The sequence below is a fragment of the Phreatobacter aquiterrae genome, assembly GCF_053471285.1.
Map to the genome: position 1 here is coordinate 194,273 of NZ_JBJPHW010000006.1, position 19,386 is coordinate 213,658.

The following is a 19,386-nucleotide window of genomic DNA, read 5'->3' on the forward strand; positions in this document are numbered from 1 at the left end:
ATCCTTGCCCGAGGCCTGCATGCTGTCCTCCGTCCTCATCGCCAATCGCGGCGAGATCGCCGTCCGCGTCATCAAGACGGCGAAGCGCCTCGGCCTTCGGACCATTGCGGTCTATTCGGAGGCCGATGCGAACGCGATGCACGTCAAGCTGGCGGATGAGGCCTATCCGATCGGCCCGGCCCCGGCGCGCGACAGCTACCTCGTCATCGACAAGATCATCGCGGTGGCGCGGCAGGCCAAGGCCGAGGCGATCCATCCGGGCTACGGCTTCCTCTCCGAGCGCGCCGAATTCGCCGAGGCCTGCGAGGCGGCCGGCATCGTCTTCGTCGGGCCGCCGGCCTCCGCCATCCGCGCCATGGGCCTGAAGGACGGCGCGAAAGCCCTGATGCAGAAGGCCGGCGTGCCGGTGGTGCCGGGCTATCACGGCGCCATGCAGGACGCGAAGTTCCTGAAAGAGAAGGCCTACGAGATCGGCTATCCCGTGCTGATCAAGGCGGTCGCCGGCGGCGGCGGCAAGGGCATGAAGCGCGTCGACAAGGCGATGGACTTCGACGAGGCGCTGGCCTCCGCACAGCGCGAGGCGCAGGGCGCCTTCGGCGATCCGCGCGTGCTGATCGAGAAATACGTGCTCTCGCCCCGCCATATCGAGATCCAGGTCTTCGGCGACGCCAAGGGCAATGTCGTCCACCTGTTCGAGCGCGACTGCTCGCTGCAGCGCCGCCACCAGAAGGTGATCGAGGAGGCGCCGGCGCCCGGCATGCCCGAGGCGATGCGCGAGGCCATGGGCCGGGCGGCGGTGGAGGCGGCGAAGGCGGTCGGCTATGTCGGCGCCGGCACGGTCGAGTTCATCGCGGATGGGTCGCAGGGGCTGCAGCCGGACCGGTTCTGGTTCATGGAGATGAACACCCGCCTGCAGGTGGAGCATCCGGTGACGGAGATGATCACCGGGCAGGACCTGGTGGAGTGGCAGCTCAGGGTGGCCTCCGGCGAGCGGCTGCCGCTGCTGCAGGAGAACCTCGCCATCGAGGGCCATGCGGTCGAGGCGCGGCTCTATGCGGAGGACCCCGAGAAGGGCTTCCTGCCGTCGACCGGGACGCTGCACGCGCTGGAATTCGGCACGGCGGAGGGCGTGCGCATCGACACGGGCGTGGAGGAGGGGGCCGAGGTCTCGCCCTATTACGATCCGATGATCGCCAAGGTGATCGCCCATGGCGCGACGCGCGACGAGGCGCTGGACCGGCTGGGCGCGGCGCTGGCTGGCACGGTGGTGGCGGGTCCGCGCACCAATGTGCGGTTCCTGAAGGCGCTGACCGAGGCGGAGGGGTTCCGGGCCGGTGACTTCGACACGGGGTTCATCGACCGGAACGTCGAGGCGCTGGGCGCCGTGCCGCAGCCGATGGATGCGAAGGCGGCGGCGGTGGGTGGGCTTTCATTGGTTTATCGACAGCTCAAGAACCTTCGTTGGTCGGAGACGTCGCCACTTTTTGATCCTTGGAATGTCGCTTCCGTGGATGGCTTTCAGCTTTCTGAGAGTGAGTGGCGGCGCAAGATCGTCATAATCGTCGATGGCGAACGTGCTGACGCAACACTTTCCTGGTCCAAGTTCGGCCCCTCGATGTCCGTCAACGGCGCATTAATGCGGCCCAAATTGGAGAAAAGACGCGGCCTAGACCCAGATCCCACTCCCGCTCTGGATTGGGTTCTAAGCGATGGCAATGAGTTCCTTTTGGAGGGGTTCGCTGCTTTGCATGCAGCCGACCGCGTCTTCGTCATCCGCAATGGTCGCCAGACCGAGGTCCGCGCCTTCGATCCGCTCGATGTCGACTTCGACCATCTCGACGGCGGCGGGTCGGTGAAGGCGCCGATGCATGGCAAGGTCGTGCAGGTCTTCGTCGAGCCGGGCCAGCAGGTGGCCAAGGGCGACCGCATCGCCGTCATCGAGGCGATGAAGATGGAACACACGCTGGTGGCGCCGAGCGACGGCACCGTGACGATGGTGGCGGTTCTGGCCGGCGAGCAGGTGGCCGAAGGCGCACCGGTGGCGTCCATCGAGGCGGCCGAGGCGCAGGCGGCGTGAGCGGGGTGCCTTGCATCGGCCAAGGCCCTGCATCGGCCAAGTGCGTCCTTCGAGGCTCGCCCAGCCGAGATGCCGGAGCATCTCGTGGGCTCGCACCTCAGGATGAGGAGGTGGGTGTATGGCCCCCCTGTTGTTGAGGCGTTGGCGCCGCGCCTTGAGCACGGCCGGTGCAAGTCTCCGTCCTCCTCATCCTGAGGTGCGAGGACCGGGCGATGCGTCCAGCATCGCCCGGAGCCGAGCCTCGAAGGACGCACTTGCCCGCATCCAGGGAGGACGCGCCATGGGGCTTGTCCTCGCCGGCATCCTCCTCGCCCTCGCGACGCCCGCGTCGGCCTGCCAGTGCTACAATTTCTCCCGCGCCGAGATCGTCCAGCGCGCCGACATCGTCTTCGAGGGGACGGTGGCCGTCGTCACCGTGGCGCGGAGCCAGTTGCAGGCGACCATCGACGTGCAGCGGCTGGAGAAGGGGCCGAACGTCACCTCGATCACCCTGCTCACCCCGGCGAGCGCGGCGGCCTGCGGCGTGTCCTTTCGGGTCACCCAGCGCGTCGTGGTGGCGGCGCGGCGCGACGGCGGTGTCTGGCGCACCGACCTCTGCATGGCGCTGGCGCTGCGGCCCGCGCCCTTTGTCCCCAACCGCTGAGGCGCGAGGCCTTGGGCGGCGGCGGCCGGCGCGCTAGGGTCTGCCCATGACCCTCCACCTCATCAAGCTCTGCGTCGGCGCCGATTCCGTCGAGGACCTGCAGCAATGGGTCGACTGGCGCATCAAGAGCTTCGGTGAGCAGGTGCATACCACCCGGATGCAGCCGAAGCGGGCCGACGAGATCGTCGGCGAGGGCTCGCTCTACTGGGTGATCAAGGGGCAGGTTCTCTGCCGGCAGCGGCTTCTCGGCGTGCGCCCCTTCACCGACGGTGAGGGCATTTCCCGCTGCGACCTCATCCTTGAGCCGGTCATCCACCGGGTGCAGCCGCGCCGCAAGGGGCCGTTCCAGGGCTGGCGCTATCTCACCGCCGCGGATGCGCCGCCCGATCTCGATTCCGGCGCGACCAAGGGCATGCCGCCGGAGCTGGCGAAGGAACTGGCGGAACTGGGGCTCCTGTGAGCGCGTGACCTCAGGCCTCTTCCTCGTCCGGGTCGGGCCGCGCCATCCACCAGATCACCAGCATGGCGACGGGGATCCAGGCAATGCCGGCGAGCGCGTAGAAGACCGGTTCGCCCACGGGGCCGAAGCGCCGGACGGCATTGTGCGTGATCGCCATGACGACCAGCGCGTAGAAGATCACCCAGGCGAGCAGCAGGACCGTGCCGAGGAGTTTGCGGGTGCGTTGACGCATGCGTGATGACCGGGTCAGGTTGCCGCCTTGTCGGGCGATGGGGCAGGGCTATATCTCCGCTCCTACGCTCACCACAAGCTGGAGGATCGCCGCATGCCGGCGACGGCCGACCTTTCCGCCCGCCCCGACACCGACAGGATCATCCGCCTCTGGCTGCTGATCGTCGCCGTGCTGGTCTTCGCCATGGTTGTGGTCGGCGGCGCCACGCGACTGACGGATTCGGGCCTCTCCATCACCGAGTGGAAGCCGGTGACGGGCTCCGTGCCGCCGCTGTCCGCGGCGCAATGGGCCGAGGAGTTCGCCAAGTACCGGGCGAGCCCGCAATATGACGCGATTAACCGCGGCATGAGCCTCGCCGATTTTCAGTTCATCTACTGGTGGGAATGGGGCCATCGCTTCCTCGGGCGCCTCACCGGCGCGGCCATGCTGCTGCCCTGGCTCTTCTTCGTGGCGCGCGGCTGGATGTCCGTGCGGCTCGCCGCCGGCACCTTCGCCATCGGCCTGCTGATGGGCCTTCAGGGCTTCGTCGGCTGGCTCATGGTGGCCTCGGGCCTCAAGCCCGGGATGGTCTATGTCGCGCCGCTGAAGCTGATGTTCCACCTGTCGCTCGCCTGCCTGATCTTCGCGCTTCTGGTGTGGACGGCGCTCCGGCTCGGGCCGCAGCGCGCGCGCGAGCCGGTTACCGACAGGGTGCGGTGGGGTGGCATCGCCGTCCTTGCCGTCCTCGCGCTGCAGATCGCGCTCGGCGCGCTGGTGGCCGGCAACAAGGCGGGCATGCGCTTCAACGACTGGCCGCTGATGGAAGGGGCGCTGGTGCCGCCCATGGCCGTGCTGTTCGACCGCCCGACCGTGGCCGAGGCCTTCATCGATTCGCTGGCGCTGGTGCAGTTCAACCATCGCCTCGTGGCCTACGGGCTGCTGGCGCTGGCGCTGTGGCACATGCTCTCGGCGCGCGGCTCGGCCTATGCCAAGGGCGCGACGGTGCTGTTCGGGCTGATCTCGGCGCAGGCGGTGATCGGCATCGTCACACTGATGCTGGTGGTGCCGCTCTGGGCCGGCCTGCTGCACCAGGGCTTCGCCGTTGTGGTGCTGGGACATGCGCTGTCGCACGTCTTCGCGCTGACGCGGGCGCCGCGGCTGGCCGAGGCGAGCGTTGGACAGGTCGTCCCGGCGGAGTAGGGGGCAGGGCCGGCGCTGCACGAACGAAGTGCGTCCTTCGAGGCTCGGCTGTCGCCTCGCACCTCAGGATGAGGACGTTGGGAGTCCTGCACGAGGGCCGTGCAGCGACGGGTCGTCTCATCGGCCGCCCTGCAAAGCTGCACCATCCTCATCCTGAGGTGCGAGCCCGGAGGGCGAGCCTCGAAGGACGCACTACCGTGATGCAGGGCAATGCACCTGCGCGGGCGTCCATGTCCGGGATTGACTCGGGCATGTCGCGATGATCACGCAGTCGGCCTCACACGGCCGCCAGCGCCGCTTCCAGGTCGGCGATGATGTCGGCGGCGTCCTCGATGCCGACCGACAGGCGCACCACCTCCGGGCCCGCACCGGCGATCGACTTCTGCTCGTCCGACAGCTGCTTGTGGGTGGTCGAGGCCGGGTGGATGATGAGCGAGCGCGTGTCGCCGACATTGGCGAGATGCGAGAAGAGCTTCACCTCGGAGACGAGCTTCACGCCGGCCTCGAACCCGCCCTTGAGGCCGAAGGTGAAGACTGCGCCCGCGCCCTTCGGCGTGTATTTCTGCGCGAGGGCGTGGCCCTTGTCGCCGGGCAGGCCGGGATAGGAAACCCAGGCGACCTTCGGGTGCTTCGACAGGAATTCCGCGACTTTAAGCGCATTGGCCGAATGACGCTCGATGCGCAGCGGCAGGGTCTCGATGCCGGTCAGGATCAGGAAGGCATTGAAGGGCGAGAGGGCCGGACCGAGGTCGCGCAGCCCCAGCACGCGCACGGCGATGGCGAAGGCGAAATTGCCGAAGGTCTCGGCCAGAACGATGCCGCCATATTCCGGCCGGGGCGAGGTCAGGAAGGGATAGCGGCCCGACTTGATCCAGTCGAAGGTGCCGCCGTCCACGATGATGCCGCCGATGGAATTGCCGTGGCCGCCGAGGAACTTTGTGGCGGAATGGACGACGATGTCGGCGCCATGCTCGAACGGCTTGATAAGGTAGGGCGTCGCCAGCGTGTTGTCGACGACCAGCGGGATACCGTGCTTCCTGGCGATCGCCGCGATGGCCGCGATGTCGGTGATTTCTCCGGCCGGGTTGGCGATGCTCTCGATGAAGATCGCCTTGGTCTTCGGCGTGATGGCGCGCTCGAAGGACGCGATATCGTCCTGATCGGCCCAGACGACGTTCCAGTTGAAGCTCTTGTAGGAGTGGTTGAACTGGTTGATCGAGCCGCCATAGAGCTTGCGTGAGGCGACGAACTCGTCGCCCGGCTGCAGCAGGGCGTGGAAGACGAGGAATTCGGCTGCGTGGCCGGAGGCGACTGCGAGCGCTGCCGTGCCGCCCTCGAGCGAGGCGACGCGCTCCTCCAGCACGGCGTTGGTCGGGTTGCCGATGCGCGTGTAGATGTTGCCGAAGGCCTGCAGGCCGAACAGCGATGCCGCGTGGTCGACGTCGTCGAAGACGAAGGACGTCGTCTGGTAGATCGGCGTGGCGCGGGCGCCGGTGGTCGGGTCCGGCTGCGCGCCGGCATGGACGGCGAGGGTCGAAAAACCGGGAACGCGGTCGGCCATGGGGATCCTCCTAGAGCGCCGCCGTGCGGCTGATTTCATTGGCGAACGATGCGTTCGTTTTACCGAACGGGCGAATGAGGCGTCAAGCGAACGGAATTCTCTAGTCGCCGTCGGGACCGGAACCGAATGTCTGCCTGAGGCCGAGCTTCTGGAACTTGCCGGTCTTGAGCTGCGGCGCGCGTTTGGCCGAGATGGTGCGCGAATTGACGCCCATCCACGAGATCTCCGACGACAGGCGGCCGAGCTCGATCTTCGGGCACCGGTTCATCACCACCTTGAGGCCGGCCGCCTCGGCCCTGGCCGCCGCCGCGTCGTTGCGGACCGACAACTGCATCCAGATGACCTTCGGCGGCACGGGGAGGGCGAGGGCCTCGTCGACGACGGCGCCGGCGGCCTCCGCATTGCGGAAGATGTCGACCATGTCGATGGGTTCCGGAATCTCGCCCATAGCACCATAGACCTTCTGGCCGAGGATCTCCTTGCCGGCGAGGCCCGGGTTGATCGGGTGAACGCGGTAGCCGCGGTCGAGGAGGTACTTCAGCACGAAGAAGCTGGGGCGCACCTCGTTGGCCGAGGCGCCGACCATGGCGACCACCTTCACCGCCGAGAGGATGGAGCGGATGTAGTCGTTGGAATAGGCGTCGTGATTCACCGGTCCTCCCATCGCGGCTGGCGCTTCTCGAGGGTGGCGCCGATTCCTTCCTCGGCGTCGCGCGCGAGCATGTTCTCCACCATCACCGCGCTGGCATGCGCATAGGCGTCGGCAAGGCCCATCTCGATCTGCCGGTAGAAGGCGCGCTTGCCGACCTTCACGGTCAGCGAGGACCTGGCGGCGATGCGGGCGGCGAGCGCCTCGGCCTCGCGCACCTCCGCGCCGGCGGGCACGACCCTGTTGACGAGGCCCATGCGGAAGGCCTCCTCCGCCGGGAGTATGTCGCCGAGCAGCAGCATCTCCATGGCGTGCTTCGGCGCCACGTTGCGGGAGAGCGCCACCATCGGCGTCGAGCAGAAGAGCCCGATATTGACGCCCGGCGTGCAGAACCGCGCCTCGCTCGATGCCACAGCGAGATCGCAGGTGGCGACGAGCTGGCAGCCGGCCGCCGTGGCGAGGCCCTGGACAGCGGCGATGACCGGCTGCGGCAGGGCGACGATCTGCTGCATCATCGTCGCACAGCGCGCCATGATGTCGGCGAAATAGGCCCGGCCGCGATCCGGATCGGCACGGCGGGCCGTCATCTCCTTGAGATTGTGCCCCGAGGAGAAGCAGGGACCGACGGCGGTCAGCACGACCGCCCGCACCGAGCGGTCCTCCGCGATGGCGGCGAAGGTCTCCGACAGGGCCGCGAGCATCGCCTCCGACAGCGCATTGCGGCTCGTCGGATCGTTGAGGGTCAGGGTCGCCACGCCGCCGGAATCGCGGCGCTCGAGGATGGCGGTGCGGGAGGTGAGGGCCGGCGCGTTCATCGCTATCCGCCTTTCGCAAGAGGGACGGCGCCGAACTTCGCCCGCTATCGTCGCGTTCGCAAGGCGGCCGAAAGGCCGCGTCAGGATCTGACGGGTTCCATGGCGAAACACGAGCGATTGCCGCAGATGATGACTGCCGAAGAAATGGAGGCGTTCCTCGAACGGGAGTTTCCGCAGGTCTTCGGGGCCGGCAAGACCTTCCACGTCGAGGCGGTCGACCACCGCTTCGCCCGCATGCGCTGCCGCTACGATCCGCGGCAACTCAGGCCGGGGGGCACCATCTCCGGCCCGACCATGATGACGCTGGCCGATACCGGGCTCTATGTGGCGATCCTCGCGTCCATCGGCCCGGTGGCGCTGGCGGTCACCACTAACCTCAACATCAACTTCCTGAGGAAGCCGGATCAGAGGGACCTTCTCGCCGAATGCCGGCTGGTCAAGCTCGGCAAGCGGCTGGCGGTGGGCGAGGTGTCGATCTGGTCGGAAGGGCACGAGGACGATCTCGTGGCCCACGCCACCGGCACCTATTCCATTCCGCCGGAGCGGTGAGGGCTGGTTCTCGACCCGTTCTCCAATGGAAGGCCCCACCTTTACCCTTCGGTTACACCTCCAGTCGCTTGCGTAACTCCGCCTTGGCGATCTTTTCCAGCGTCGATCGCGGCATGTCGTCGACGAGATGGACCTCGCGCGGCACCTTGAAGTTGGCGAGCGCGGCCCGGCATGCGGCGAGGATCGCATCGGCGAGCGTCGGTGGGGCGCCGGCGACACCGGCCTGCGGGATGACGAAGACCACGGGCACCTCGTCGAGCATCGGGTGCTTCTTCGCCACCACCGCCACCTCGCGGACCCCGGGGACCGTCACGACGACCTGCTCGATTTCGGAGGCGGCGACGTTCTCGCCGCCGACCTTCAGCATGTCCTTGTCGCGGTCGGCGAACTTCAGGAAACCGTCAGGGAGAAGGGTGATGCGGTCGCCGGTGATGAAATAGCCGTCCTCGTCGAAGCTCTCGGCCATCGCCTTGTCGTTGAACAGATACTCCTTGAACAGCGTCAGCCCGGGAATGCCGCGGATCCTCAGATGCCCGGTGCCGCCGACCTCGGTCGCGCGGCCGTCGTCGTCGCTGACCCGGATCTCGTATTCCGGCGCGGCGCGGCCAATGGACATGGGGATGTTCGGCTGGTGCATCTCGCCGATGATGCCGTGGGTGATGGTCTCGGTCATCCCCCACCAGCCGATGGTGCGGACGCCGAACAGCGCATCGGTCGGCGGCTGCGACACGGCGCTGCCCCACAGGCGGAAGGTGTGGGTCTTCGGGATGTCCCGTTCCATCAGGGCGCGCACGCAGAACGGCACCACCGAGGTCCAGGTGCAGCGGTGCTCGGCGGCAATTGCCCAGAAGCGGCTCGCCGAGAAGCGCGGCATGATGACGGCCGTGCCGCCCACCCAGAGGCTCGCCAGCACCGAATAGGCGAGCGCATTGGTATGGAACAGCGGCAGGTGAACGAGGTGGACGTCCTCGGGGCGCAGGTCCTCATGGGCGGCGTTGATCTTTGCGCCCCACAGGGCATTGGCGTGTGTCCACAGCACCGCCTTCGGGCGGGCGGTCGTGCCCGAGGTGTACTGGACGCTGCAGGGCCAGGCGGGATCATGCGGCCGGGACGGGCGGTCGGCGGCATCGGCGAAGAGGGCGTCGAACCGCTCCGCCCTTTCCGGGATACGGGCGCCGAGGGCCGGTTCGCCGCTGTCGTTGTCGGTGACGGCGAGCCAGCACAGGGCGGGGCAGTGGGCGGCGACGATGTCGGCATAGGCGAGCTGGGTGATGGCGGCCACCGCGCCGCAGTGTTCGGCGAAATAGGCGACCTCGGGGCCTGCCGAGCGCGTATTGGTGGTGACTGCGATCGCCCCGAGCTCGACGCAGGCGTACCAGGCCAGGATGGCTTCCAGGCAGTTGTCGAGGTGGATCAGCACGAACTCGCCAGGCTTCACGCCGCGGCGGGCAAGGCCTGCGGCCAGGGCCCCGACCCTTTCGCGGAACGCGCCGTAGGTCAGGGTGACGGCTGGCCGCTCGAAGGGCGCCCAGACGACGAAGGGATGGTCGCGCCGCGTCTCCGCCCTGAGCTTCAGGAGCCAGGGAACGTCGAGCCCGGCGAAGGGGCCGACATGGCCCGGCGGCGTCGCAACCATCGGCATGGGATATCCTCTCGGGTCGTCACGGGACGGGTTGGTCCCGCCTCCAGGGTCCGGCCAGCGTGGGGCAGGGCGGGCCGCCGCTCAACTCGCCCGTGCGGCAGATCAGCAGTCGGGCCCTGGTGATCACGATGCCGCGAGGGTTGCGGCGTGCCCTTCGATCGGCAAGTCTCGCCGCCCATCTGACGGGAGCTCGCCGTCATCCCGACCGGCAGAGGAGCCCCCATGTCCGATCTCTCCGCCTTCCCGATCACGCGCCGCTGGCCCGCCGCCCATCCCGACCGCATTCAGCTCTATTCCCTGCCGACGCCGAACGGGGTGAAGGTGTCGATCATGCTGGAGGAGACAGGGCTCCCCTATGAGCCGCACACCATCAACATCGGCGAGAACGAGACCTGGGGGCCGGAGTTTCTCTCGCTGAATCCCAATGGCAAGATCCCGGCGATCATCGATCCGGACGGTCCCGGCGGAAAGCCGATCGGCCTGTTCGAATCCGGCGCGATCCTGCTCTACCTCGCGGAAAAGACCGGCAAGTTCCTGCCCGCCGATCCGGCCGCCCGCATCGAGACGATCCAGTGGGTGTTCTTCCAGATGGCGGCGGTGGGACCGATGTTCGGGCAGCTCGGCTTCTTCCACAAGTTCGCCGGCCGCGAATACGAGGACAAGCGACCGCTGGAGCGCTACCGCGCCGAATCCCACCGTCTGATCCGGGTGCTGGAGACGCGCCTCGCCGGGCGCAGCTACATCATGGGCGACGACTACACCATCGCCGACATCGCGCTTCTCGGCTGGGTGCGCAATCTCATCGGCTTCTACGGGGCGGGGGATCTCGTCGCCTATCACGAGCTGAAGGAGGTACCGGCCTGGCTCGAACGCTGCCTCGCGCGCCCGGCCGTGCAGCGGGGACTGGAGATCCCGAAACGCCCGTAGCGGCTCGCGGGATGACCAAGTCCTTGCAAAATCGACCATAAAATAAAGGTATCAAAATACCAAATTCATAAGTCTTTGCTTTTGCTTCGAAAATTGAGCATCTCGCACATTGACCTCTGGCGCGCTCTCGCCTATAGCCCTCCCGACGCGACGGCCGGTCTCCGGTCCGCCGCTTCCGATTTCCTCTTTTCCGGAAGACACGACCATGAAGACCTATGTGGCGAAGCCCGCCGAGGTCGACAAGAAGTGGGTTCTGATCGACGCGAAGGGCCTGGTTGTGGGCCGCCTCGCGACGATCGTGGCGACGCGCCTGCGCGGCAAGCACAAGGCCACGTATACCCCCCATGTCGACTGCGGTGACAATGTCATCATCATCAATGCGGACAAGGTGGTCTTCACCGGCCGCAAGTGGGACCAGAAGGCCTACTACCATCACACCGGCTATCCGGGCGGCATCAAGGAGCGGATCGCCAAGACCATCCGCGACGGCAAGTTCCCCGAGCGCATCGTCGAGAAGGCCGTGGAGCGCATGATCCCGCGCGGTCCGCTCGGCCGCCGGCAGATGTCGAACCTGCGCGTCTATGGCGGCGACAAGCACCCCCATGAGGCCCAGGCGCCCGTCGTCCTCGACGTCGGCGTGTTGAACTCCAAGAACGTGAGGGCCTGACCATGGCTGAGACCGTTACGTCTCTCGAGGGCCTCAGCGCCCTCAAGCCGGCGGCCGCTGACGCCCCCCGGCACGTGCAGAAGCTCGACAAGCAGGGCCGCGCCTATGCCACCGGCAAGCGCAAGGACGCGGTCGCCCGAGTCTGGGTCAAGCCGGGCTCCGGCAAGATCACCGTCAACGACCGCACGCTCGAGGTCTATTTCGCGCGTCCGGTTCTGCGCATGCTGCTGAAGCAGCCGCTGGTCCTCGTCGGCCGCGACACGCAGTACGACATCAACGTCACGGTCGCCGGCGGCGGGCTTTCGGGCCAGGCCGGCGCAGTGCGCCACGGCATTTCCAAGGCTCTGACCTACTACGAGCCGGATCTGCGCGGCACGCTGAAGAAGGGTGGCTTCCTCACCCGCGACAGCCGCGTGGTCGAGCGCAAGAAGTACGGCAAGGCAAAGGCCCGCCGGTCCTTCCAGTTCTCGAAGCGCTGATCCGTTTCACATCGGTCGACATGGAAAAGCCGGGCCTTGCGCCCGGCTTTTTCGTTGGCTGAAGCGGACGATCTGGCGAAGTTCGCCGTGACCATCGAGAAGGTTGTTGGCTGGGCTGAGGAGGAGCGGCGCCTCAAGCCATACAATCCGCCCAATGGTCAGCGCGGCCGTTCGCCTTGCCGATTGTCCGATTTCCCGCGCGCTCCGCGTTCTTGAAAATGCGAATGCGGCTAGACCTGCCGCCCGGCCTGCTGCGCCCACCATTCGCGGTTGGCGGCGATATGCTCGCGGAACTCTTCCGCTGAACCAAACCCATAATCACCGCTCTTCGTTCGGACGCGGATCGTGCCGTCGGACAGGATAGTATAGTAGAGTCCGAGATAGGTTCTGGTCGATACAACCGTGGGCTCGCCAGAGTTCGAGGCGGGCGCCGGCTCTCCGACAACTGGCGCGACCTGTTTCTCCCCGCAGACTGTAGGGGGCGGGGTCGGGGGTATCTTAGCGGCGAGGGCAGCTGGCAGCGTCCGCAATGTCTGAATGACTTGGTGGCCTGCTACCGCCACGGCGACGGTCACCAAGCCGCCCGTCCACAGCACCGCGCCTAGCGTCTCATGGGTGACATATTTGGCGCTCACGGAAATGACGATGCCGAAGAATGCCGTAATGGCACCTACCAACGCCAGAAATACAATCATGAGATGCTCCCGCGATGACGCGCGAGCTTAAGGCGAAGTACCCCGCGAGGGCAAAGGCCTGATGGCGATCACGGTCCGGCGTCGAATCTTGGTCGGCTCCTGCCGACAAGAACAAGCGTCAGGCGTTCTTCGGCACGAGCTTGTCGTGAGCGGGCGCCGTGGTGCCGTCCTCTGTGGCAGTGAAATGGGCCTCGCGCAGGCCCTTTGCGCCCGTTCCTTCGCGCTTCGCCGCCTCTTGTCCTCGCGCTCCGTCGCCATCCTTGTTCATCCAGTGCTGGCTGACGATGGTGGTGCCGGGCTCGTTGGTCGTCGTCTTTTTGGTTCGGGTGCGGCTCGCCTTGTCGGCCATGATCGCGTCTCCTTCGGGGTTCCCTGTCAGAACCGCCGGCAGGGCGGGGCGGTTCCTTGCCCGTCGCTCGACGCCGGTCTAGGCAGTCTCGATCATGGAGAAGTCCGATCATGGCCATAGACGCCTCGCCCGTTCCGCAGGCCTTGCGCGATGCCGCCTACAACAACGGCCAGGCCGTACCGACCTGGGTCGAAAAGTTCGCGGGATGGACAGCCGAATCCGCCGCGATCCGCGCGCGGTTCAGTTCGACCATGGATCTGCCCTACGGCCGGGGTGAGCGGCAGAAGATCGACCTCTATCCCAGGCGCGATGCCAGCGCGCCATGCCTCGTCTATTTCCATGGCGGCTACTGGATGCGCAATTCGCGCGAGATGTTCGCCGTGCTCGGGGAGGGCGTCGCGGCCCACGGCTGGTCGGTCGCCATGCCCGGCTACACGCTGGCGCCTGATGCGACGCTGGCCGACATCGTCGCCGAATGCAGCGCCGCCCTCGACTGGCTCGCGGCCAACGGCGCCGCGCATGGCGTCAAGGGTCCGCTGATCGTCTCGGGCTGGTCGGCCGGCGGGCATCTCGCCGCCATGGCGCTGAGCCACGAGGCGGTGACGGCCGGCCTCGCCATCTCCGGCATCTTCGAGTTGGCGCCGCTCGCCGACACCTATCTGAATGAAAAGCTGACGCTCTCGCCTGCCGAGATCGCCGACCTGTCGCCGCTGCGCCGTCCGCCGGTGATGAAGCCGCTCGCCGTCACCTATGGCGGCAATGAACTGCCCGCGCTGGTGGCCAATTCCCACGCCTTCCACGCCACGCGGGCGCGGGTCGGCGCACCGGGGCCTCTGATCCCCGTCGCCGGCGCCGAGCATTTCTCCATTCTCGACACGATGCGCAGTCCCGAGGGCGCCCTGACGCGGGCGCTCCTCGACATCGCCCGCTAGCTGCCGATCCGCCCGCCACCCTTGCGGGTGATGGCGACGACCGCGGGACGCGGTGGCATGCCCGGCGCGAAATCCGGCCAACGCGTCAGCGGCTGCTCGAAGGTCGAGCCGCGCTCCTCGCCGGGATGCTGAATGGCGACGAAGAAGGTCTCGCCGTCCGGTGTGAATTCCGGGCCGCAGAGTTCGGCGCCAAAGGGGCACTTGAAGAACAGCTTGGAGGTGCCGCGCGCCTCGCCCTCCGTCTCGATCGCCCAGACGCCGTCGTTGCGGCCCGTCACGGCGGGGCTGTTGCCGTCGGTGGTGATCCAAAGCCGCCCGTCGGCGTCGATGGCGCAATTGTCCGGCATGGCGAACCAGCCGTCCTGCGAAGTCCGGCTGTTGAAGGTGGCGCCCACCGCCGCCACGGCGGGGTCGCCGCAGCGCACGAGGATGTCCCAGGTGAAGCGCGGCGCGGCATGGTCGCGCCCGTCGGGCAGCATCTCGATGATGTGGCCGAAGCGGTTGTCGGCGCGCGGGTTGGCCGGGTCGACCTCGTCCTCCTTGCGGCGGTTGTTGCTGGTCAGCATGACATAGACCTTGTCGGTCTTGGGGTTCGCCTCGACGTCCTCCGGCCGGTCCATGCGGGTGGCGCCGAGGAGGTCCGCGGCGCGGCGCGTTTCGATCACCACGTCGGCCTGGGAGTGGAAGCCGTTGGCGGGGGTCAGCGGTCCGGTACCGAAAACGAGCGGCAGCCAGTCGCCGGTGCCGTCGGCATTGTAGCGGGCGACGGAGAGCGTGCCGGCATCGAGCAGGTCGGCATCGCGCGCCCGGTCGCCGGTGACACGGCCTTCGGTGACGAAGCGATAGACGTGGTCGAAGCGTTCGTCGTCGCCGGAGTAGAGCACGTAGCGGCCGTCGCGCGCGGTGATGCCGGCCGCGCCCTCGTGCTTGAAGCGGCCGAGGGCGGTGCGCTTCTTCGGCGTCGAGGCGGGATCGAAGGGATCGATCTCCACCACCCAGCCGAAGCGGTTCGCCTCGTTCGGCTCCTTGTCGAGGCTGAAGCGGTCGACATGATCGCCCCAGTTAAGCCAGCGGCCGGGAATGCCCATGCGACGGTAGTTCGCGGCCTCCGGATGGCCCTCCGGCAGGCGTCCCGTGAAGTAGCCGTTGATGTTCTCCTCGCAGGTCAGCCAGGTGCCCCAGGGTGTGCGGCCGCCGGCGCAGTTGTTGAGCATTCCAAGGACGCGTCGGCCGGTCGGATCGGCGTTTGTCTGCAGGCGCCGGTGACCGGCGGCCGGACCGGTCATCTCCATCGGCGTCTCGGCAGTGATGCGGCGGGCGTGGCGCGACCCGGCGACGACCTGCCAGGTCTCGCCCTCGCGGCGCACCTCGAGCACGCTGCCGCCATGGGCCATCATCTCGATGGCGACGAACTCCGCCGTCATGCCGGCGAAGGCCTTGTCGCGGCCGAGCGGCCCGCCGGCATCCTGCCGGCCGAGGCCGGGAAACATCAGTTCCTCGTTGGTGTATTCGTGGTTGACGCAGAGCAGGCCGTGGCGCGAGGGATCGGCGGCGCCGGGCATCGGGAAGTAGCCGAGATAGTCGTTGTTGTAGCCGAACTGGCGCGCCTGGCTCGCGGCGGTCTGGGCGGCGGGGGCGAAGGGCGGCGCATCGGCGAGAACCGGATCGCCCCAGCGGATCAGCACCTCGGCCGCATGGCCCTCGGCCACTTCGGCGCGGTCGGTGGGAGCCGAGGACAGTTCCCTGAAGCCGAAGGAGGGCGTCGTATTGTCGACGCCCGCCGGCTGCGCGGCGGCGGTGCGCGCGGCGAGCCTCGCCGGTCCCAGCGCCGCCGTGATGGCGCCGACGCCGAGCAGGCCCTTCATCAGGTCGCGGCGGTCGTAGCGCGCGGCGACGACGTCGCCGATCGTCGGATTGTCCGGCGCGCTGGTGCCGGCATCCTCAGCGAACTCGGCCGCCTGCGAGCGGCTGAGGGGCGCTTCTGAAGGGTCGGGGTCGGGCAGCGGATCGGACATGGCGGGCTCCTGTTGAACGACAGGCTAGAGCGGAGCGCGTCCCTGCGACACCGCCATGACAGCGCCCGGCACCCGGCGACTTGCGACAAAAATGCCACAGCCGACCCGCTTCTGCCGCTGGAGGAGCCGCCGTCGCCGAAGCCGCCGCCGGCGACAAGGCCTCGTTTACGCGCGCGCCCCTATCGTCCGTTTCCAGCGGCCAGGATGACCGCGAGCGTACGGAGTGACGTGATGGACCGCGTATTCGGACTGGTCACCGTCGAAGCCGACATGGCGAAGCTGATGCGGGCGGCGGAACGCGCCGGCCTGGCGCTCGGCTGCATCGACCCGGAAGAGACGAGCCTGGTGCTTCCCGGCGACGTGAAGGACCCGGAATGGACGCTCGGCCGCATCGGCGCCTGGGCCATCACGATGGCGCTGGCCGCTGCCTTCCTGGTGCTGTGAGGCGCGCCGCCTCGCCGGATCTGCACGACCCTCGCCGCCCCGACCCCCGTACGAGCGCCTGCCTTGCTGAACGGCCGGGTTGACGACCAGCCGGCTCGCCACCGAACCTGCCGCAACAAGGTCGATGGGCGGCGGGCAGGAGATGCGGGCGATGATCGAGGTGGTGCATACCGGACCGGGCGTCGTGCTCGGCGACCATCCGGCCTATCTCGCGCCCGGCCGCTTCATAGACAGCGATCATCCCGCCATCCGCGAGCGGGCCGCATCGCTCGTCGCGGGTGCCGTCGGTGATCGCGAGAAGGCGGTCAGGCTCTTCCATCACGTGCGCGATGGCTGGCGGTACGACCCGTTCCACTTCCGCCTGACGCCCGAACACCACACCGCGAGTACCGTGCTCGGTGTCGACTACGGCTACTGCATCACCAAGGCGGTGCTGCTGTCGGCGCTCGCCCGCGCCGTCGGCATTGCCTCCGCCATCGGCCTCGCCGACGTCACAAACCACCTGACCTCGGAGAAGCTGACGCGGCAGATGGGTGGCAGCACGCTGTTCGTCGATCACGGCTTCTCGGTCCTGAAGATCGACGGCGCCTGGGTGAAGGCGGCGCCGGCCTTCAACATCGAGCTGTGCGAGCGCTTCGGCGTGGCGCCGACCGAATTCGACGGGACGGCGGACGCCATCCTGCAGGAATTCGACGCGCGGGGCCGCCGGCACATGGAGTACCTCCGCCACCACGGCTCCTGGTCGGACCTGCCCTTCGACAAGGTGGAGCGCGATTTTCACGCGGCCTATGCGGGCTCCGACATGATCCGGGCGGCAAAGGCGGAGGGGGAGGGGGCCGCGACAGCGGCTCAGGCCGACGACCCTTTCGGGGTCGTGTCGCGTCGGGCTGAGTGACTCCCAACAAAACGGGCGCCCGAGGGCGCCCGCGAAAGGTGACAGCGGCCTGAAGCCGGCGGCATGGAGGAAGCCCGGGAAACAGTCTTCTCCGACAGGCACCGGCGCGGCCGGTGCGGGGCAGGGCGGGCCCGAAGGCCCGCCCGGTCCGGATCAGACCGAGTAGTACATGTCGTACTCGACCGGGTGCGGCGTCATCTCGAAGCGCATCACCTCGGTCATCTTCAGCTCGATGTAGCTGTCGATGAAGTCGTCGTTGAAGACGCCGCCGGCCTTCAGGTAGGCGCGGTCCTTGTCGAGGTTCTGGAGAGCCTCGCGCAGCGAGCCGCACACCGTCGGGATCTTCTTCAGCTCCTTCGGCGGCAGGTCATAGAGATCCTTATCCATGGCGGAGCCCGGATCGATCTTGTTGGTGATGCCGTCGAGGCCGGCCATCAGCATCGCCGCGAACGCCAGGTAGGGGTTGGCGGTCGGGTCGGGGAAGCGGACCTCAACGCGCTTGGCCTTCGGGTTGGCCGTCCACGGAATACGGCAGGAGGCCGAGCGGTTGCGGGCCGAATAGGCCAGCAGCACCGGAGCTTCGTAGCCGGGGACCAGACGCTTGTAGGAGTTGGTCGACGGGTTGGTGAAGGCGTTCAGGGATTTGGCGTGCTTGATGATGCCGCCGATGTACCAGAGGCACTCCTGGCTGAGATCGGCATACTTGTTGCCGGCGAACAGCGGCTTGCCGCCCTTCCAGATCGACTGGTGCACGTGCATGCCCGAGCCGTTGTCGCCGAAGACGGGCTTCGGCATGAAGGTGGCGGTCTTGCCGTAGATGTTGGCGACCTGATGGATGCAGTACTTGTAGATCTGCATCTGGTCGGCCATGTGCGTCAGCGTGTCGAACTTCATGCCGAGCTCGTGCTGGGCGGAAGCGACCTCGTGGTGATGCTTCTCGACCTTCACGCCCATCTTGGCCATGGAGGCGAGCATCTCGCCGCGCATGTCCTGCAGGCTGTCAATCGGCGGCACGGGGAAGTAGCCGCCCTTGGTGCGGACGCGGTGGCCGAGGTTGCCGCCCTCGTAGTCGGTGTAGGAGTTGGTCGGCAGCTCGGACGAATCCACCTTGAAGCCGGTGTGGTAGGGCTCGGCGGCGAACTTCACGTCGTCGAAGACGAAGAACTCGGCCTCGGGGCCGACGAAGATGGTGTCGCCGATCTTGGTCGACTTCAGATAGGCCTCGGCCTTCCTGGCGATGCCGCGCGGGTCGCGGTTGTAGGGCTCGCCGGTCGAGGGCTCGAGAATGTCGCAGACGATGGACAGCGTCGTCTCGGCGAAGAAGGGGTCGATCTGGGCGGTCGACGGGTCGAGCATGAGGAGCATGTCGGACTCGTTGATCGCCTTCCAGCCGGCGATCGAGGAGCCGTCGAACATCGTGCCCTCGGCGAAGATCTCCTCGTCGATCATGGTGATGTCGAAGGTGACGTGCTGCCACTTGCCACGCGGGTCGGTGAAGCGGAGATCGACGTACTTCACGTCGTTCTCCTTGATCATTTTCAGGACATCCTTGGCAGTCGTCATTGTGCTTCCTCTTGGTTTGCACGTTTGCATGCGGCGGGCAGGCCCGCCGAATTCCGATCAGATCGCGTCGAGGCCGGATTCGCCGGTGCGGATGCGGATGGCTTCCTCGATGGTGGAGACGAATATCTTGCCGTCGCCGATGCGTCCGGTCTGCGCGGCACGGCGGATGGCGTCGATTGCCTTCTCTACCATGTCGTCGGGCATGACGATCTCGATCTTCACCTTGGGCAGGAAATCCACGACATATTCAGCGCCGCGATAGAGCTCCGTGTGACCCTTCTGGCGGCCAAATCCCTTCGCCTCGGTGACGGTGATGCCCTGGAGGCCTACCTCCTGGAGCGCCTCCTTCACCTCATCGAGCTTGAATGGCTTGATGATCGCCTCGATCTTCTTCATCCCGTTCCTGCTCCTGTGATCCGGTCATCGGCATTGGCGGCCGCGTCGCCAGACCGCTTCGCGGGCTAGCAGAAGGCGTGCCAGAGTGAGCCGCGTGCAATTCTGCTGGAATTGCAAGGGGAAAGCCATCCGTGTCTTTCGAGCGCCATGGCGCTGGAACGAAGAGATGATCACAGAACAGGCATGTTGACCAATCGATAGGCATATCGGCTGGTCG

Annotated in this window: 21 protein-coding genes; 11 read left to right on the plus strand and 10 right to left on the minus strand. The window is 67.2% G+C overall.

The genetic code is table 11. The annotated features are described in order from the left end of the window. Positions 1 to 19: 19 nt before the first annotated feature. The 3 genes from ACJ4V0_RS11505 to ACJ4V0_RS11515 all read left to right on the plus strand — a co-directional run bounded on the left by ACJ4V0_RS11505 (position 20) and on the right by ACJ4V0_RS11515 (position 3,180). On the plus strand, positions 20 to 2,077 hold the full coding sequence (locus tag ACJ4V0_RS11505; protein ID WP_448299717.1) for an acetyl/propionyl/methylcrotonyl-CoA carboxylase subunit alpha: 2,058 nt from the start codon (positions 20 to 22) through the stop codon (positions 2,075 to 2,077). A gap of 280 nt (positions 2,078 to 2,357) precedes the next feature. Next, a complete protein-coding gene (locus ACJ4V0_RS11510; RefSeq protein WP_448299718.1) occupies positions 2,358 to 2,720 on the plus strand; it encodes a netrin-like domain-containing protein in 363 nt (120 codons plus the stop codon). 46 nt (positions 2,721 to 2,766) lie between these two features. Then, complete coding sequence (locus ACJ4V0_RS11515; protein WP_448299719.1) at positions 2,767 to 3,180, plus strand: DUF1489 family protein; 414 nt, start codon at positions 2,767 to 2,769, stop codon at positions 3,178 to 3,180. Between the two features lie 10 nt (positions 3,181 to 3,190). Here ACJ4V0_RS11515 and ACJ4V0_RS11520 read toward each other — a convergent pair whose 3' ends face one another. Beyond that, the gene (locus tag ACJ4V0_RS11520; RefSeq protein ID WP_448299720.1) at positions 3,191 to 3,412 is read right to left on the minus strand and encodes a DUF2842 domain-containing protein; all 222 of its coding nucleotides are present in this window, start codon (positions 3,410 to 3,412) and stop codon (positions 3,191 to 3,193) included. A gap of 93 nt (positions 3,413 to 3,505) precedes the next feature. Between ACJ4V0_RS11520 and ACJ4V0_RS11525 the strand changes: the two genes are divergently transcribed. Beyond that, positions 3,506 to 4,591 carry a COX15/CtaA family protein gene (locus ACJ4V0_RS11525; protein WP_448299721.1) on the plus strand — a complete coding sequence of 362 codons (1,086 nt, stop codon included), beginning with the start codon at positions 3,506 to 3,508 and terminating at the stop codon, positions 4,589 to 4,591. Positions 4,592 to 4,868: 277 nt separating this feature from the next. Here ACJ4V0_RS11525 and ACJ4V0_RS11530 read toward each other — a convergent pair whose 3' ends face one another. The 3 genes from ACJ4V0_RS11530 to ACJ4V0_RS11540 all read right to left on the minus strand — a co-directional run bounded on the left by ACJ4V0_RS11530 (position 4,869) and on the right by ACJ4V0_RS11540 (position 7,616). Continuing rightward, complete coding sequence (locus tag ACJ4V0_RS11530; RefSeq protein ID WP_448299722.1) at positions 4,869 to 6,152, minus strand: O-acetylhomoserine aminocarboxypropyltransferase; 1,284 nt, start codon at positions 6,150 to 6,152, stop codon at positions 4,869 to 4,871. Between the two features lie 100 nt (positions 6,153 to 6,252). After that, complete coding sequence (locus ACJ4V0_RS11535) at positions 6,253 to 6,804, minus strand: CoA-binding protein (RefSeq protein WP_448299723.1); 552 nt, start codon at positions 6,802 to 6,804, stop codon at positions 6,253 to 6,255. Continuing rightward, on the minus strand, positions 6,801 to 7,616 hold the full coding sequence (locus ACJ4V0_RS11540) for an enoyl-CoA hydratase (protein WP_448299724.1): 816 nt from the start codon (positions 7,614 to 7,616) through the stop codon (positions 6,801 to 6,803). Before ACJ4V0_RS11540 ends, ACJ4V0_RS11535 begins: the two co-directional genes overlap by 4 nt. 99 nt (positions 7,617 to 7,715) lie before the next feature. Here ACJ4V0_RS11540 and ACJ4V0_RS11545 point away from each other — a divergent pair, with 99 nt between their 5' ends. Next, positions 7,716 to 8,165: a PaaI family thioesterase gene (locus ACJ4V0_RS11545; RefSeq protein WP_448299725.1), complete on the plus strand. Its 450-nt coding sequence runs from the start codon at positions 7,716 to 7,718 to the stop codon at positions 8,163 to 8,165. 52 nt (positions 8,166 to 8,217) lie between these two features. On the opposite strand, the gene ACJ4V0_RS11550 is transcribed toward ACJ4V0_RS11545, so the two are convergent. After that, positions 8,218 to 9,807 carry an AMP-binding protein gene (locus tag ACJ4V0_RS11550; RefSeq protein WP_448299726.1) on the minus strand — a complete coding sequence of 530 codons (1,590 nt, stop codon included), beginning with the start codon at positions 9,805 to 9,807 and terminating at the stop codon, positions 8,218 to 8,220. Positions 9,808 to 10,029: 222 nt separating this feature from the next. Here ACJ4V0_RS11550 and ACJ4V0_RS11555 point away from each other — a divergent pair, with 222 nt between their 5' ends. The 3 genes from ACJ4V0_RS11555 to rpsI all read left to right on the plus strand — a co-directional run bounded on the left by ACJ4V0_RS11555 (position 10,030) and on the right by rpsI (position 11,880). Then, positions 10,030 to 10,734 carry a glutathione S-transferase N-terminal domain-containing protein gene (locus tag ACJ4V0_RS11555; protein ID WP_448299727.1) on the plus strand — a complete coding sequence of 235 codons (705 nt, stop codon included), beginning with the start codon at positions 10,030 to 10,032 and terminating at the stop codon, positions 10,732 to 10,734. 205 nt (positions 10,735 to 10,939) lie between these two features. Beyond that, positions 10,940 to 11,401: a 50S ribosomal protein L13 gene (gene rplM, locus ACJ4V0_RS11560; protein WP_296576957.1), complete on the plus strand. Its 462-nt coding sequence runs from the start codon at positions 10,940 to 10,942 to the stop codon at positions 11,399 to 11,401. 2 nt (positions 11,402 to 11,403) lie between these two features. Beyond that, entirely contained in the window at positions 11,404 to 11,880 is a 477-nt protein-coding gene (gene rpsI, locus ACJ4V0_RS11565; protein WP_448299728.1) for a 30S ribosomal protein S9, read from the plus strand. 230 nt (positions 11,881 to 12,110) lie between these two features. On the opposite strand, the gene ACJ4V0_RS11570 is transcribed toward rpsI, so the two are convergent. Both ACJ4V0_RS11570 and ACJ4V0_RS11575 read right to left on the minus strand, forming a co-directional pair. Then, entirely contained in the window at positions 12,111 to 12,575 is a 465-nt protein-coding gene (locus ACJ4V0_RS11570; protein WP_448299729.1) for a hypothetical protein, read from the minus strand. Between the two features lie 118 nt (positions 12,576 to 12,693). Further along, positions 12,694 to 12,924 (minus strand): hypothetical protein, encoded by a 231-nt coding sequence (locus ACJ4V0_RS11575; protein WP_448299730.1) that lies wholly within the window; start codon positions 12,922 to 12,924, stop codon positions 12,694 to 12,696. Between the two features lie 110 nt (positions 12,925 to 13,034). On the opposite strand from ACJ4V0_RS11575, the gene ACJ4V0_RS11580 reads away from it, so the two are divergent. Then, positions 13,035 to 13,856, plus strand: a complete 822-nt coding sequence (locus ACJ4V0_RS11580; RefSeq protein ID WP_448299731.1) for an alpha/beta hydrolase — start codon at positions 13,035 to 13,037, stop codon at positions 13,854 to 13,856. Here the strand turns inward: ACJ4V0_RS11580 and ACJ4V0_RS11585 are convergent. Further along, positions 13,853 to 15,871 carry a PhoX family protein gene (locus tag ACJ4V0_RS11585; RefSeq protein ID WP_448299732.1) on the minus strand — a complete coding sequence of 673 codons (2,019 nt, stop codon included), beginning with the start codon at positions 15,869 to 15,871 and terminating at the stop codon, positions 13,853 to 13,855. The two genes, ACJ4V0_RS11580 and ACJ4V0_RS11585, sit on opposite strands and share 4 nt — an antisense overlap. 231 nt (positions 15,872 to 16,102) lie before the next feature. Between ACJ4V0_RS11585 and ACJ4V0_RS11590 the strand changes: the two genes are divergently transcribed. Together ACJ4V0_RS11590 and ACJ4V0_RS11595 are read left to right on the plus strand one after the other, a co-directional pair. Further along, positions 16,103 to 16,315 carry a hypothetical protein gene (locus tag ACJ4V0_RS11590; protein WP_448299733.1) on the plus strand — a complete coding sequence of 71 codons (213 nt, stop codon included), beginning with the start codon at positions 16,103 to 16,105 and terminating at the stop codon, positions 16,313 to 16,315. A 79-nt stretch (positions 16,316 to 16,394) separates the two neighbouring features. Further along, positions 16,395 to 17,210 (plus strand): transglutaminase-like domain-containing protein, encoded by an 816-nt coding sequence (locus tag ACJ4V0_RS11595; RefSeq protein ID WP_448299734.1) that lies wholly within the window; start codon positions 16,395 to 16,397, stop codon positions 17,208 to 17,210. Positions 17,211 to 17,363: 153 nt separating this feature from the next. Here the strand turns inward: ACJ4V0_RS11595 and glnA are convergent, their stop codons facing one another. Then, entirely contained in the window at positions 17,364 to 18,773 is a 1,410-nt protein-coding gene (gene glnA, locus ACJ4V0_RS11600) for a type I glutamate--ammonia ligase (RefSeq protein ID WP_448299735.1), read from the minus strand. A 57-nt stretch (positions 18,774 to 18,830) separates the two neighbouring features. Next, complete coding sequence (locus ACJ4V0_RS11605; RefSeq protein ID WP_106748590.1) at positions 18,831 to 19,169, minus strand: P-II family nitrogen regulator; 339 nt, start codon at positions 19,167 to 19,169, stop codon at positions 18,831 to 18,833. Positions 19,170 to 19,386: the final 217 nt, after the last annotated feature.